Here is a 13,597-nt window from a genome sequence, read left to right as displayed (position 1 = left end):
TGGCGAACGCGATCACGTCCACCTGCTGATCGACTACCCGCCGAAGGTTGCCGTCTCGAAGCTGGTCAACAGCCTCAAGGGGGTCTCCGCCCGCCGGATACGGCAGGAGTTCACCGGCCGGATCAACCGCGCCATCATGCACGGACACCTGTGGTCGCCCTCGTACTTCTCCGCATCGTGCGGCGGAGCACCATTGGCGATCGTCCGCCAGTACATCGAGCAGCAAAAACGTCCGCTCTAAAGTGCACGTCAGAGCAGCCTTGAGATGCATTCATCCCCGGCGTGAACGCCGGGGCTTTCTGCAAGAGTCCCGGTAAGGCCGTAGGGCAAACGGACACGACCGGTTGCCGACGGAGGCGGTGCGGCGAGCGAGGCGCTCGGCCGATCACCGCGCCGGACTCACCTGTACTGGGCGATCTGGATCAGGTTGCCGCAGGTGTCGTCCAGCACCGCCGTGATGACGGGGCCCATCTCCACCGGATCCTGGGTGAAGTGCACCCCGAGTTCGCGCAGCCGGTTGAATTCGGTGTGTACATCGTCCACGGCGAAGGAGGTCGCCGGAATGCCGTCAGCGACCAGCGCCGTCGTATACGGCTTCACCGCGGGGTGGCTGTCGGGCTCCAGCACCAGCTCGGTGCCGTTGGGGTCCTCCGGCGAGACCACGGTCAGCCAGCGGTACTCACCGAGCGGGACCTCGGTCTTCTTCACAAAGCCCAGGACATCGGTATAGAAGCGCAGAGCCTTGGCCTGGTCGTCGACGAAAACGCTGGACAAGTGGATCTTCATGGGGTGCTCTCCGGCGCATCGGGCCTGAGCCACCGGGTCACGATGCGCTCAAGCGGTTCGGTGTTCAGGTCGTGGAATTTGTAGCGGCCCTGGCGTCGCGTCTGGACCAGACCCGCGGCTTCCAGCACGGCCAGATGCTGGCTGATCGCCTGGCGGGACAACCCCAGACCGTGCTTGGTCGCCAGCCGCGCGCAAATCTCGAACAGGGACTGGCTGCCCCGTTCCGTCAGCTCATCGAGGATGCGCCGGCGAGTGGGGTCAGCCAGCGCCTTGAAGACATCTTCCGCCACAACCACACTATAGGCAAGTAGCCACTTGCCTAACAAGGGACTTCGGTGAAGCCCAACCGGCGCGGTATGGCGGCGCTGGAGGTGTTGGCCAAGTCGCGCGAGATTTCCAGGTACTCCACGTCCGGCAGGGTGAACATCTCGGTGACCATGGCGCTGTCGCCCTCGTGGCGATGCCCGGGCCGGTGGCCGCAGGGTGCAGCCAGTTACCCCATGCGCCGACCCTGAGGCTCGGCCCCACGGCAGCCCTGGCACATGCCGATGAGAGTGCCGCGTTGGGCGATGGCGTAGTTGTACACGTCACCGTTAGCCCCATGCGATTCTCACTTCGCGAGGAAGTCTCGGCTGTTTTCCTCGCTGTGCCGGGCGACCCACGGCTCCCAGGGGCGGCTCGCGGCGATCGTGTCCTGCCCAGCCGGACTTCGGGCTCCGCGGCGACTGTTTCCGTCCAGGTCCTGGTGCACAAACGACAGAAGGCGATCACTCGGCTGCTGGACAGCGGACGCCAGCGCGATGTGCGCCCTTCTGGAACCGTGCGAGGTGGTGTATCCAGGATCCGGGACACCACCCCGTGCGGTTCCCGCGTCGATGTCTCCCCTGGGGTGCACGGGGTCGGTGACCCTCAACTGCGGTACCACCGCTGTCCTGCTACGCAGTACCACCCCGCTTCTCCCGACCCTCCGGCCACGGGGACGCCTCTCCACCGCGGATGAGGCGTACGCAGGGCCGAGGCCCAGCTCAGCGAAGGCTCGACGCTCTACCCGTCCGTTTCCAGCCCGACGCCGGTTCGACCCGCACGGAAGGTGATCAGCATGGTCACAGCGCACACCCCCGCCACCGAATGCCCCTACCGCCTCGACCCGACCGGATCCGATATCCACGGCGAGGCCTCCGCCCTGCGTGCCCACGGACCGGCCGCCCGCGTCCTGCTCCCGGGCTCCATTCCCGCCTGGTCCGTCACCGACCCTCAGCTCATCAGGCGACTCCTCACCCATTCCGACATCTCCAAGGACTCGCGACACTGGCCCGTCTACACCAGCGGGGAGCTGCCGGAGGACTGGCCGCTGCGGCTCTGGGTCGACACCCGAAGCGCCCTGACCGCCTACGGCGAGGAACACCGCCGCCTGCGCCGCCCGCTGGCCGCCGCGTTCAGCCCGCGTCGGGTCCGCGCGCTGGTTCCCCAGATCGAGGCCATCACCGAGACACTGCTCGCTGACCTGGAGGCCGTCGGTCCGGAGGAGGCCGTGGATCTGCGGGCCCGGTTCGCCTGGCGCCTGCCGCTCCTCGTCGTCAACGTTGTCCTGGGCGTGCCCGAGGAACTGCACGACGCCTTCCGGGACGCGATCGGTGACCTGTTCGCCACCGATCTGACGCCGGAGGCAGCCGCGGCGTCTCACGTCCGGGTGTACGAGCTCCTCAACGAGCTGATCGACCACAAGAAGCGGCGCCCCGGTGATGACATCACCTCAAGCCTCATCGCCTCGTGCGACGATGGCCAGATCACCGGGCAGGAGCTCACCGACAGCCTCATGCTCCTCATCGGCGCCGGACACGAGACCACCGTCAACCTCCTCGACCACGCGATCGTGAACCTGCTCGTCCACCGCGGCCAGCTCGCCCGTGCCACGGCCGGTGACGTCACCTGGCCCGAGGTCGTGGAGGAGGCGCTGCGCCACCAAGCGCCCATCGCCACGATCATCATGCGCTTCGCCGTACGTGACGTCGTCGACGAACCCACCGGCCTCACCTTCGCGCGGGGCGACGCCGTCGTCATCAACTTCGCCGCCGCCGGGCGTGATCCGGGCGTTCACGTCGCCCCGGACAGGTTCGACATCACCCGCGACGCGCACGACCACCTCGCCTTCGGGCACGGACACCATCTGTGCGTCGGCGCCGAACTCGCCCGCGTCGAAGGCCGTATCGCACTCGCGGCCCTCTTCGGCCGCTTTCCGCGGATGCGCCTCGCGGTCGACCACGACCAGCTCCGTCCCCTTCCCAGCTTCATCTCCAACGGCCACCGCGCACTCCCCATCCGCCTTGGCCCCGCGGTCCCTCGGGCAGGAACCCGTGCAGGGGAGTCGCCGGTGGGCCGTGGACCTGTCGGGCGGCTCGGTGTTCCGGACGTGACTCAAGATCGATACCCGAATGGTTACGCTACTCAGGAGTAAGGTAGCTTCGGGTCACCCCACAGCCGAGCGGGCCATCAGCCCGTTCGGCATTTTGCTCATGTACCGGAAGGAAACCTCTTGGCTCGCCCCCACCTCCGCCGTCTGATATCCGCCGCGGTCGCTCTCACCGCCACGTTCACCGCCTTACCCGCCACCGTCACGGCCGACCCGGCTCACGCCGCCGACGCTCCGCCGACCCCGCATCTGGACGCCGTCGAAAAGACGCTCCGGGAGGTCTCGCCCGGCATGGAGGGTTCGATGTGGCAGCGCACCGAGGGCAATCGGCTGGACGCCCCCAAAGGCGACCCGTCCGGCTGGCTGTTGCAGACTCCGGGCTGCTGGGGCGACGCGAAGTGCACCGACCGCTCCGGGACGCGCTCGCTGCTGCGCCGGATGGAGCAGAACATCGCGCGGGCCGAGCACACCGTGGACATCTCCTCCCTGGCACCGTTCCCGAACGGCGGCTTCCAGGACGCGATCGTCAAAGGGCTCAAGGCATCGGTCCAGGCGGGTCACCGCCCCCGGGTACGCATCCTCGTCGGGGCCGCGCCCCTCTATCACCTCAATGTGATTCCCTCGCGTTACCGCGACGAACTGATCGAGCAACTCGGGGACGCCGCCACGTCCGTCACCCTCAACGTGGCCTCGATGACCACCTCCAAGACCGCCTTCTCCTGGAACCATTCCAAACTCCTGGTCGTCGACGGCCGGACCGCGGTGACCGGTGGGATCAACGGCTGGAAGGACGACTACCTCGACACCGCCCACCCGGTCTCCGACGCCGACATGGCGCTGAGCGGTCCGGCCGCCGGGTCCGCGTCCCGGTACCTCGACACCCTGTGGGACTGGACCTGCGACAACTCCCGGAATCCCGCCCGGGTATGGCTTGCCACCTCGGGCGGCGCCTCCTGTATGCGCACCCTGGAGAAGGGAGAGGACAGTCAGGGCGGTGGTCGAGCGGCGGAAACGGCCGGTGACGTCCCGGTCGTCGCCGTCGGAGGGCTGGGCGTGGGCATCAAGGACAAGGATCCGTCCTCCCACTACTCCCCCACCCCGTCCCCCGCGCCCGGTGTCCGGTGCACCGCCGGACTCCCCGACCGCACCAACGCGGACCGCGACTACGACACGGTCAACCCCGAGGAGAGCGCGCTGCGTTCACTCGTGTCCTCCGCCACGTCCCGCATCGACATCTCGCAGCAGGACCTCAACGCCACCTGCCCGCCGCTGCCGCGCTACGACGTGCGGCTCTACAACACCCTGGCGGCCAAACTCAAGGACGGCGTGAAAGTGCGGATCGTGGTGAGCGATCCGGCCAACCGCGGCGCCTTCGGCAGCGGCGGCTACTCCCAGATCACCTCCCTGTCCGAGATCAGCGACGCTCTGCGGGACCGCCTGGTCAAGCGCACCGGAAGCACGGCGGAGGCGGACGCGGTGATGTGCCGGAACCTTCAGCTCGCCGCCTTCCGGAGCTCCCCGGAAGACCGCTGGGCCGACGGCAAGCCCTATGCACTGCACCACAAGATCGTCTCGGTGGACGACTCGGCGTTCTACATCGGGTCGAAGAACCTCTACCCCGCCTGGTTGCAAGACTTCGGCTACATCGTCGAGGACCGTGACGCCGCAGTGCAGTTGAAGGAGTCCCTTCTGAACCCGGAATGGAAGTACTCCCAGAAGACAGCGACGGTCGACTACGCCCGGGGCGTATGCCCCGGATGAACCGCCCCCGTGTTCAGCGCCCGGGGCGCTGAACACCGGACCAGGGGACCGGCCCGGCAATGCTTCTCCCACCTGCCGGGGCCGGTCCTCCACGTGTCTCCCCATACTTTTCCGCCATGCCGGGCTCCGCACGCCCGTTCTGGCGTCCGACGGGTAATCAGGACCCTCCTGAGGGTGTTATCGTTGAGTGTCGGTGCACGCATGAAGCGGTAAGAAGCAAGCCAGAGTCAGCCTTGGTGGAGCAGGAATTCCGACCCTGCACCCCGGGCCGCATTCCGGCTGGTCCGTGAGTTTTCCGGACCAGCCGTACAGCACAGCCGCACTTGCCTGACCAGCAGTTGAACCAACACCACCCCGCAGCGGTGTTCGCGTTTCATGGACACCGTCGTCCTTCGTATGCCTCAAAGCAGGAATTGATGCCCGTTCAATCACTAGCGGAACTCATTCATTTCGCCCGGCGCAACTCGGGCTTTTACTCGGCGCTCTACTCCGGTTTACCCGAAGGCGTCACGGAGCTGACCGCACTGCCGGTCATCCCGCAAAGCGAGTTCTGGCAGGCCAACACTCCCCGCGATAACACCCTTCTGACCGGGCCGCTGGAAGAAGCCGTCGTCTTCAAAAGCGGCGGGACGACCGGATCACCGAAGTTCTCCTTCTACACCCGGGAAGAGTGGCGGGAATTCACCACCGCTTTCGGTGCCGGACTGGCCGAAGCCGGGCTCCGGCCGGGGCAGCGGGTCGCCGACCTCTTCTACGCGGGGGACCTGTACGCCAGCTACACCTTCATCCTGGACAGTCTGGCGCGCTCCCCGGTCGCCAACGTCCGCCTCCCGATCGGCGGCGCCGCGCCCCTGGCCTCGACCGTCGCCACGTTGGAGCAGTTCGGCGTGGAGGTGATCGCCGGAACCCCGACCACGCTGTGCGGCCTGGCCGAACACCTCCGGACCGAAGGGCGCCAATTGCCCTGCGTCACCATGCTGTTCTTCGGCGGCGAGAGCATCTTCAGCGACCAGCAGCGGCTGTTGTCCACCGCCTTCCCCGCCGCCCGCGTGGCCTCCATCGGCTACGCCGCCGTGGACGCCGGGCTCGTGGGCCTTCCCGTGCCCGGCGACGATCCGCGGCTGCACCGGGCCCCCGCCCCATACAGCGTCGTCGAGATCCTCGACGAGCACACCGGAGAGCCGATCACCCGTGCGGGCGTCCCCGGCCGGGTTGTCGTCACCGACCTGCGGCGCCGGCTGATGCCCATCCTGCGCTACCCCGTGGGTGACCGCGCGGAATGGACCGATGTCGCCGCCGGCCGCTTCCGCGTCCTCGGCCGCGCCGAAGAAGGCGTGCGTGTGGGTCCGGTGGCCCTGCACACCCAGGACATCCACGACCTGGTGCGGGACGCCGACGTCGCGGGCCGGATCACCGGTGTGCAGCTCGTGGTGCGCCGCTGGGCGGACCGGGACGGCCTGCTGCTGCGCCTGGCGTGCGACACCGGGTCCGGGGAGCTGTCCGAACTTGCCGCGGCCGTCGAGAAGGCGTTCCACGCCGCCCGCCCGATGTACGCGGAGGCGGCCGCGGCCGGGCATGTGCACCCCGTCGCCCTGACCTGGGTGCGCCACGCCGACCTCGCCGTCAACGCCCGCTCGGGGAAGCTCATCCGCGTCCTGGACGAACGGCCGCTCGCGTGAACGCGCCCCTAGCCCCCGGATCGTCCGCGTCCGCGCCGCTGCCGAAACGATCCGCCACCCGGCTGCCCGTCGTCCTGCGCAATCCGGCCTTCGGCGCCGTCTGGATCGCCCAGGTGCTCACCCAGGCCTCCGCCCGGATGTTCCAGGTCGGCATCGTGTGGTGGCTCATCCAGTGGTCCGCCGGATCCGAACGGGGCCTGGCCTCGGGCGCGTTCCTGGCCGTGAGCACCCTGCCCGCGGTCGCGCTCGCCCCCGTCGTCGCCACCGTCATCGCCCGCCACCCGTACCGCACCGTCATGGCGGCGGCCGCCGCCGGAGCCGGACTGGTCGCCGCCGCCACGGCCGCCTGGGCGTACACGACGCCGCTGCCGATGGGCCTCGCCTACGGCGCCGCGCTGCTGCTGGCGGGCTGCCAGGCGTTGTTCGACCCGTGTCTGACGACCTCGTTGCCCGTACTCGTCGACGACGCCGACGTGGAGGCGGCCACCGGCTTCGAACTGGCCACCCAGTCCATCGCCGGACTGGCCGGCGGCCTCCTCGGACCGCTCGTGATCGACGCCTGGCAACTGCCGGGCATCGTCGCCGGATGCGCCGGGGCGTACCTCCTCGCGGCCATGCTGGTCGGTGTGACGCGGTTCCCGGCCACCCCCGCCGCCGAGGACACCGGCACCACCACGGCAGCCGACCCGGTCGGCGGAGCATCCGCCGCCCCACGCCGCACACTGCGCCGCATCCTCGCGGACCTGCCGTTCATCCGGCGGGTGCTGCTCTGCTTCGCCGCGGCGAACGTGGTCACCACCGCCGTCTTCGTCGTCATGCCGATGTACACCGCGCTGGTACTGCACCAGGACGGCTCGACCGTCGCGCTGCTGGAAGCGGCGCTCGGCACCGGCACGCTGGTCGGATCCTTCACCGGTGGTCGGCTGCCGGGCCGTCCGGTCACGACCGGCACCGCATGCCTCGGACTGATGGCGGCGGCGCTCGCCGTACCGGGACTCATCACCGACCGCACCGCCTACGCGGCTGCCATGGCCGTCGCGGGCTGGTGTGTGGGCACGATCGGCGTACGGTTCGTCGCCCTGTTCCAGCGGCTGGTGCCCGCGGCGGACAAGCCCGGCTTCTTCGCCGTCATGCAGTCACTCCTCGGGGCCACGTTCCCCGTCGCGTCACTGCTGTTCGGAGCGCTCGGGGACCAGATCTCACCGCGCACCCTGTGCCTGGTCCAGGCCGTGGGCCTGGTGCCCGTCGCCCTCGCTCTGTGGTGGACGGGCACACGCGGCGACGCCGCCATCGCCGCCGCGCCGCACCCTCCCGCCGACACCACACCCGCCACATCCAACACGGACGACGAGGCCGACGCGCCCGCCCAGGAGACGGCCACCGACACCACCGCCACCACCGGAGGAGGAGCACGATGAGCGTCACCATCACCCCCGCCGTCCTCCAGGACATCGCCGACCTGCGGCAGCTGTACTTCGACGTCTACGGCCACGGCTACCCCGTCCCACTGGGCAGCGACCCGGCCGAGATGCGCCGCCTCATCACCGATCCGCACACCCACTGGCTGGTGGCCCGCTGCCCGGACAGCGACGAGCCCGCCGGTTCCGTGGTCGTGCAGACCGACCCCGGCACCCGTATCGGCAAGCTTCTCGGCCTGGCCGTCCATCCCGCCCAGCGCCACGGCGGACTGGCCGGCCGGCTCACCGCCGCGGCCTGCGCCGACGCCCTGGCCACGGGCACGGTCAACTCGGTGTACGCCACCGTCCGCGTAGTCACCGAAGGCCCCCAGCACGTCGTGGTGCGCAACGGCTTCCGGCCGCTCGGGCTCCTGCCCAACGCCGTCGAAGTCGCCGGATGCGAGAGCCTGGCCCTCTTCGTCCGCTACGCCGACGGCGTGCTGGAGCAGCGCGAGACCGTGGCACACGTGCCGGAACCCCTCGCCCCGCTCCTCGCCGCCGCCGGGCACACCTCGGACGTCGACTACGCGGCGGCCCGGCCCGTCGAGACCCCGGGCACCGGACCGTCCTCGGGATCCTCCGTCCCGGCCACCACCGCCATGGAGATCGTCACTGCCCGCTCCTTCGTCCGGCGCCGCTTCCTCGAACAGTTCCCCGACCCCGCCGACCGTTTCTTCCCCCTGCACTCCCCCAACGCGATCCTCACCCCCGAGGACGGCACGTTCGAGGTGTACGCGGACCTGGACCCGGCCGCCCGGAGCTGCTCGCTGATCGCCGTGCACCCGTACCCGGCGGCCATGGCCCACGCCCTGGAACCACTGATGGCCACGGTCATCCGCACCGGCGCGGACTACGTCGAGACCCTGCTCCCCCTGTCCGACACCGCCGGTCTCGGCGCGTTCCTCACCGCGGGCTTCGTGCCCAGCGCGCTCTATCCGGCCATGCGCCGCATCGGCGACCGCTTCCACGACTACGTGGTGCTGTCCCGGACCAACCGCCAGATCGACTTCCGCACCGCCGCCGTCAGCCCGCTGGTGCGGCCGTACCTGAGCGCGTACCTGCGGGCCTGGACCGCGACCTACCTTCCCCTTCACGAGGTTGTCTCATGAACCCCCATCTGCTTCCCGTCGAGGTCCCCGACCCCGGCGCCCTCCCGCACGTCCAGCGGCTGTGCGACCTGACCGCACCGTACGAACGGGGACCGGAGGCCGACGCCCTCTTCGCGGCCGCCATGGCCGAGAGCAACGCCTGGCACGCCGAACGCTCCCCGTTCTTCCGCTCATTGCTGGCCGACGAGCCCGCCGCGCCCGCACCGAGCATCGGCCGGGACGTCCGCACCCCGCTGGTGCACGCCAACTTCTTCAAGCGGCACGAAGTGCTCTCCATCCCCCGGGAGGAGGTCCACCTCCACCTCACCTCCTCCGGGACCACCGGCCAGAAGTCGCAGATGTTCTTCGACGAATGGACCATCCGCGCCGCCCAGCGCATGGTGGCCCGGATCTTCGACCACTACGGCTGGATCACCCCGGACCAGCCGGTGAACTACCTGCTCTACAGCTACGAACCGGCCCCCTCGCTCAGGCTCGGCACCTCCTTCACCGACAACTACCTCTGCGACTTCGCCCCCGCGAAGGACACCACCCACGCCCTGCGGCACACCGGAAGCGGCCACGAGTTCGACGCGCGCGGCTGCATCGAAGCCCTCCAGCGCTACGCCGATGAGGGCCTGCCCGTGCGGATCCTGGGCTTCCCGGCCTTCCTCCACTTCACCCTGGAGCGGATGCGCTCCCTCGGCGTTCCGCCGGTGCGCCTGCCGGCCGGATCGCTGGTGGTCCTCGGCGGCGGCTGGAAGGGACACACCGACCGGCAGATCAGCAAGGACACCTTCTACGCGCAGGTCAGCGAGCAGCTCGGCATCCCCTCCGAGCGGATCCGCGACACCTTCGGATCCGTGGAGCACTGCGTGCCCTACGTCGAGTGCGAACGGCACCGGCTGCACATCCCCGTGTGGTCCCGCGCCGCCGTACGCGACACCGCCACCCTGGCACCCCTCCCCTACGGCGAACGCGGCTACCTGCACCTCGTCTCTCCGTACATCACCTCCGTCCCCGCCCAGAGCGTCCTCATGGGCGACCTCGCCTCCCTGCACCCCGGCGAGGAATGCGGCTGCGCCCAGCCGACCGAGTGGTTCACCGTGCACGGCCGGGCCGGGATCAGCCGCAACCGCAGCTGCGCCGTGGCCGCCGCCGAACTCCTGAAGGGAATGTGATGACCAGCGCACCGACACCCGGGACCGCCACCGCGGGGAACGCCGCACCGGCCCCCGGAACACCCGGCGGCGAACACCACTGGTGGCAGGGCGCGTTCATCGACGAGGCAGAGGTCACCGAACACCTCGCGGACCTCCCCGCCCTCACCGACCGCGTCCTGAGCGAACAACTCCCCACCGAGATCGTCCTCGCTGCCTGCGACCAACTCTCCGGCGCACTGCACACCCCCGGCGACCCCGTGCACACCCGGCTCACCCGGTGCCTCACCGACGACGGCACCGAGCCCGAGGAGGCGGCGGCACTCCTCGCCGACCTCGCCACCGCCCTCGCCCGTCCCGCGCTGGAGCGCAAGCTCCGCCGCGAACTGGGCGGCCCGCACCCCGAACGCCTCACCCGGCCCGACGCACGCGAAACCGTCTACGAGGCGTGGGCGCCGGTCGGACTGCTCGTACACATCGCCCCGGGCAATGCCGCAAGTGTCGCCCCGCTGAGCGTGGTCGAGGGCCTGCTGTCCGGCAACCTCAACATCCTCAAGACCAGCAGCTCCGACACCCCGCTCGCACACCACCTGCTCGCCGAACTGGCCGCCGCCGACCCGACCGGCACCCTCGCCCGCCGGATCGTCGTGCTGAGCTTCCCCTCCGGCCGACGCGAGTGGCTGGAGCCGCTGTGCGCCGCAGCCGACGCCATCGCCGTCTGGGGAGGTGAGGACGCCGTGGCGGGCACCACCGAACTGGCGCGGCCCGGCTGCCGCCTCGTCGAATGGGGACACAAGATCTCCTTCGCCTATCTGTGCCGCGACTCCTGGTCCGACCCATCCGTCCTGTCCGCGCTCGCCGCGGATGTCTGCCGCCTGGAGCAGCAGGCGTGTTCCAGTCCGCAGGTGGTCTACCTCGACACCACCAACGCGGACGAGGTCTTCGCCTTCGCCGACGACCTGGCCGGACACCTGGCGCAGGTCTCCGACAAACTGCCCCGCCCGGCACTGGGCCTCGCCGAGCACGCGGAGATCACCAACACCGAGCTGGTCGCACGGCTGGAACAGCACCTCGGGCTCACCCGCGTCATCGCCGCCGACGACGGCTCCTGGCGGGTCCTCGCCGACACCCGGCCCGCGCTCACCGCCTCGCCGCTCCACCGCAGCGTCTGGGTCAAGCCACTGCCGCGCCACGACATCACCGCCACCCTGCGCCCGATGCGCCGCTATCTCCAGACCGCGGCGGTCGGCGGCCACCGCACGGACATCGCCACGCTCTCCCGCGCCCTGCTCACCGCCGGTGTCACCCGGGTGACACCCATCGGCGACATGCTGGAGAGCTACGAGGGCGAACCCCACGACGGCGTCTACGCGCTCCAGCGCTACAGCAGGCGGGTCGCCGTCCGCACCGACGAGCGGTTCACCGCGACCTCCTGCCTGGACGACCTCGTCGCCCCGCCACTACACCCCGCACCGCCCACCGGCCCCCTCCTCGACAAGGCGGGTGTGCAGGACCAGTTGCGCCATCTCGCCCCCGAGCACGCGCAGCTGTACTTCCGCAGTGGCGGCACCACCGGGGCGCCCGCCCTGTCGGTGTTCACCAACGCCGACTACGACACCCAGATGCGCGCCGCCGCGCACGGGCTGCTCGACTCGGGCTTCGACCCGGCTCGCGACCGCGCCGCCAACCTGTTTTACTGCGGCGGGATGTACGGCAGCTTCATCAGCTTCTTCTCCATCCTGGAACGGCTCAATGCCACCCAGATCCCGCTGGCCGCGGGCGACGACCTCGCCGCCGTCGCCGAGGCGCTGGTGGCCTACCGCGCCGACACCCTCTTCGGCATGCCGTCCTACCTGTGGCAGCTCTTCCATACCCAGCGCGAGACCCTGGGCGCCTGGGGCGGGGTGCGGAAGGTGTACTACGGGGGCGAACACTTCACCGGCGAGCAACGCCGCGTCCTGGAGGAGGACTTCGGCGTCGAGGTGATCCGGTCCGCCGCCTACGGCAGCACCGACCTCGGCCCGCTGGGCTACCAGTGCGAGCACGCCGAGGGCTCGGTCCATCACGTCCTCACCGACCTGCACACGCTGGAGATCCTCGACATCGAGGAGGACCGGCCCGTGACACCCGGCGAACCGGGCCGTCTGGTCTTCACCAGCCGTGCCCGGGCCGGGCAGCGGCTGGACCGCTACCAGATCGGCGACCTCGGCCGCGCCCTGGAGTGCGACTGTCCCTGCGGCAGCCGCACCCCTCGCATCGAACTCCTGGGCCGCCACGGCGACGTGGTCCGCGTGGGCACGTACTCCTACCACTACCGGCGCTTCGTCGAAGCCGCTCAGACGCGTCTGGGCTACCGCGGAGAAATCCAGGTGGTCCTGACCGGTGAGCCCCTCTGCGAACGGCTCACCGTGCGCCTGGACGCGGTCTACGCCCCGCCCGCCGAAGAGGCTCGCGCCGCCTTCCTGGCGGCGATCCCGGAGCTGCGCTCCTCGGTCGAGCAAGCCGGCGTGCTGACACTGTCCGTAGAGATCACCGATGTGGCGTCGTTCGAACGGGCGGCGACCAGTGGGAAGCTCCGCGCGTTCGTCGACCGGCGGACGACGGGCTGAGCCCCGCGTGGGCCCATGGCGGCGACGGTGAGCCGTCGGGGGAGGCACATCTGAGCGTCCGCCATGGGTGGTCTCCGCGCGAGCGGAGGTGAACCGCGCGGTGGCGCAGGGGGCCGATCCGCACCGGCCGTGCTCTCCGCGCAGGCTGGGAGGGTGGGCCGGGGCCATGCCGCGGCTCTCAGGACCGCCCGCGGGGAGCGTCACCACCAGCCGGGGCCGGGTGATCACGTCACGGAGAACGGGGTCGGTGAGCAGGACGACCGGGGTGATGCGGTTCGTATCGTCGGGGCGCCGGTGTCGTGAAGCCCTCCCTGAGGGCCTTTGAACCCCATCGCTGTCTGCGCTCCGTCATGCGTACGCCGGCCGAGCCGCTCGAGCGGTGACGCAGCCACGGTCCCGGTTTCCACTCCTCCGTAGCGTCCCAACGCCGTTCGGTACCCGCAACGAACGGGGCCGCGCGCGAGCGTCTGGCGATCACCTGCGGGCCGATGGAGGTGACTCGGGCACGTGAAGCCCATGCTGCCCCTCCATGTCTGGGGAAATACCTGGAACCTCCCCTCTTCAATTGAACTAGCAACGGATGTGGTTGTTCATTCATGTTCCAGATCAGATCTGGCTCCCCGATACATTCACGCCAAGGACCACAA

General features: G+C 69.9%; 10 protein-coding genes. 8 read left to right on the top strand and 2 right to left on the bottom strand.

What is annotated here, in order from left to right:
* A partial coding sequence (tnpA, locus tag JK363_RS37225) for an IS200/IS605 family transposase (protein ID WP_201882367.1) occupies nucleotides 1-241 on the top strand: 241 nt, incomplete at its 5' end.
* Nucleotides 242-399: 158 nt separating this feature from the next.
* Here tnpA and JK363_RS37220 read toward each other — a convergent pair.
* A complete protein-coding gene (locus JK363_RS37220; protein ID WP_201882365.1) occupies nucleotides 400-786 on the bottom strand; it encodes a VOC family protein in 387 nt (128 codons plus the stop codon).
* Entirely contained in the window at nucleotides 783-1,076 is a 294-nt protein-coding gene (locus JK363_RS37215; RefSeq protein WP_201882363.1) for an ArsR/SmtB family transcription factor, read from the bottom strand. Before JK363_RS37215 ends, JK363_RS37220 begins: the two co-directional genes overlap by 4 nt.
* A gap of 809 nt (nucleotides 1,077-1,885) precedes the next feature.
* On the opposite strand from JK363_RS37215, the gene JK363_RS37205 reads away from it, so the two are divergent.
* The 7 genes from JK363_RS37205 to JK363_RS37175 all read left to right on the top strand — a co-directional run bounded on the left by JK363_RS37205 (nucleotide 1,886) and on the right by JK363_RS37175 (nucleotide 12,950).
* Complete coding sequence (locus tag JK363_RS37205; protein ID WP_201882361.1) at nucleotides 1,886-3,241, top strand: cytochrome P450 family protein; 1,356 nt, start codon at nucleotides 1,886-1,888, stop codon at nucleotides 3,239-3,241.
* A 78-nt stretch (nucleotides 3,242-3,319) separates the two neighbouring features.
* Nucleotides 3,320-4,957 (top strand): phospholipase D-like domain-containing protein, encoded by a 1,638-nt coding sequence (locus JK363_RS37200; RefSeq protein WP_236076440.1) that lies wholly within the window; start codon nucleotides 3,320-3,322, stop codon nucleotides 4,955-4,957.
* 416 nt (nucleotides 4,958-5,373) lie between these two features.
* Nucleotides 5,374-6,636, top strand: coding sequence for a phenylacetate--CoA ligase family protein (locus JK363_RS37195; protein WP_201882359.1), 1,263 nt, complete (start codon nucleotides 5,374-5,376; stop codon nucleotides 6,634-6,636).
* On the top strand, nucleotides 6,633-8,054 hold the full coding sequence (locus tag JK363_RS37190; protein ID WP_307822021.1) for an MFS transporter: 1,422 nt from the start codon (nucleotides 6,633-6,635) through the stop codon (nucleotides 8,052-8,054). The genes JK363_RS37195 and JK363_RS37190 overlap by 4 nt, the downstream gene beginning before the upstream one ends.
* Nucleotides 8,051-9,202, top strand: a complete 1,152-nt coding sequence (locus tag JK363_RS37185) for a GNAT family N-acetyltransferase (RefSeq protein WP_201882358.1) — start codon at nucleotides 8,051-8,053, stop codon at nucleotides 9,200-9,202. Before JK363_RS37190 ends, JK363_RS37185 begins: the two co-directional genes overlap by 4 nt.
* Nucleotides 9,199-10,362 carry a LuxE/PaaK family acyltransferase gene (locus JK363_RS37180; RefSeq protein ID WP_201882357.1) on the top strand — a complete coding sequence of 388 codons (1,164 nt, stop codon included), beginning with the start codon at nucleotides 9,199-9,201 and terminating at the stop codon, nucleotides 10,360-10,362. The genes JK363_RS37185 and JK363_RS37180 overlap by 4 nt, the downstream gene beginning before the upstream one ends.
* On the top strand, nucleotides 10,362-12,950 hold the full coding sequence (locus JK363_RS37175) for an acyl-CoA reductase (RefSeq protein ID WP_201882356.1): 2,589 nt from the start codon (nucleotides 10,362-10,364) through the stop codon (nucleotides 12,948-12,950). Before JK363_RS37180 ends, JK363_RS37175 begins: the two co-directional genes overlap by 1 nt.
* The last annotated feature ends 647 nt before the right edge of the window (nucleotides 12,951-13,597 follow it).

The organism is Streptomyces coffeae (assembly GCF_016741875.1).
Classification (GTDB): domain Bacteria; phylum Actinomycetota; class Actinomycetes; order Streptomycetales; family Streptomycetaceae; genus Streptomyces; species Streptomyces coffeae.
Note: the sequence above shows the minus strand (reverse complement) of the source record. Positions and strands in the feature narration are given on the sequence as shown.

Excerpts from the sequence above, each read along its gene's own strand:
- JK363_RS37220 (WP_201882365.1), bottom strand. The coding sequence starts at position 786 with ATGAAGATCCACTTGTCCAGCGTTTTCGTCGACGACCAGGCCAAGGCT.
- JK363_RS37185 (WP_201882358.1), top strand. The coding sequence starts at position 8,051 with ATGAGCGTCACCATCACCCCCGCCGTCCTCCAGGACATCGCCGACCTG.
- JK363_RS37180 (WP_201882357.1), top strand. The coding sequence starts at position 9,199 with ATGAACCCCCATCTGCTTCCCGTCGAGGTCCCCGACCCCGGCGCCCTC.
- JK363_RS37205 (WP_201882361.1), top strand. The coding sequence starts at position 1,886 with ATGGTCACAGCGCACACCCCCGCCACCGAATGCCCCTACCGCCTCGAC.
- JK363_RS37175 (WP_201882356.1), top strand. The coding sequence starts at position 10,362 with ATGACCAGCGCACCGACACCCGGGACCGCCACCGCGGGGAACGCCGCA.
- JK363_RS37195 (WP_201882359.1), top strand. The coding sequence starts at position 5,374 with ATGCCCGTTCAATCACTAGCGGAACTCATTCATTTCGCCCGGCGCAAC.